The sequence below is a fragment of the Ligilactobacillus salivarius DSM 20555 = ATCC 11741 genome (assembly GCF_001435955.1).
In the GTDB taxonomy this organism is placed as follows: domain Bacteria; phylum Bacillota; class Bacilli; order Lactobacillales; family Lactobacillaceae; genus Ligilactobacillus; species Ligilactobacillus salivarius.
In genome coordinates this window covers 1-498 of the sequence record NZ_AYYT01000045.1, presented here as the reverse complement: position 1 = coordinate 498, position 498 = coordinate 1, and the positions used below count along the sequence as shown (strand labels likewise).

Here is a 498-nt window from a genome sequence, read left to right as displayed (position 1 = left end):
AGCCGGATTTGAACCGGCGATCTCCTGCGTGACAGGCAGGCGTGATAACCCCTACACCATAGGACCATAATTGCGGGAGCAGGATTTGAACCTACGACCTTCGGGTTATGAGCCCGACGAGCTACCAGACTGCTCCATCCCGCGATATTAAAAAAGGAGGATAAGAGATTCGAACTCTTGCGTGGTTTGACCCACCTGACGGTTTTCAAGACCGTTCCCTTCAGCCAGACTTGGGTAATCCTCCATAATAAATCATACTTGCAATTTTTAACAAGAAATCACAATGGACCTTGTAGGACTCGAACCTACGACCGGACGGTTATGAGCCGTCTGCTCTAACCAACTGAGCTAAAGGTCCAAGTGCTGTATGAATATCGCGGCGGGGGGGATCGAACCCTCGACCTCCCGGGTATGAACCGGACGCTCTAGCCAGCTGAGCTACACCGCGATCACTAAATGAATTATTCATTTATCGGGAAGACAGGATTCGAACCTGCG

General features: G+C 50.6%; 4 tRNA genes. All 4 read right to left on the bottom strand.

Features of this window, described 5'->3' with window-relative positions:
- Window positions 1–70 precede the first annotated feature (70 nt).
- The 4 genes from FC55_RS09645 to FC55_RS09630 all read right to left on the bottom strand — a co-directional run bounded on the left by FC55_RS09645 (window position 71) and on the right by FC55_RS09630 (window position 448).
- Window positions 71–144 (bottom strand) — tRNA-Met (locus FC55_RS09645).
- Window positions 145–154: 10 nt separating this feature from the next.
- A tRNA-Ser gene (locus FC55_RS09640) sits at window positions 155–244 on the bottom strand.
- A gap of 40 nt (window positions 245–284) precedes the next feature.
- Window positions 285–358, bottom strand: a tRNA-Ile gene (locus FC55_RS09635).
- Between the two features lie 16 nt (window positions 359–374).
- A tRNA-Met gene (locus FC55_RS09630) sits at window positions 375–448 on the bottom strand.
- Window positions 449–498 lie beyond the last annotated feature (50 nt).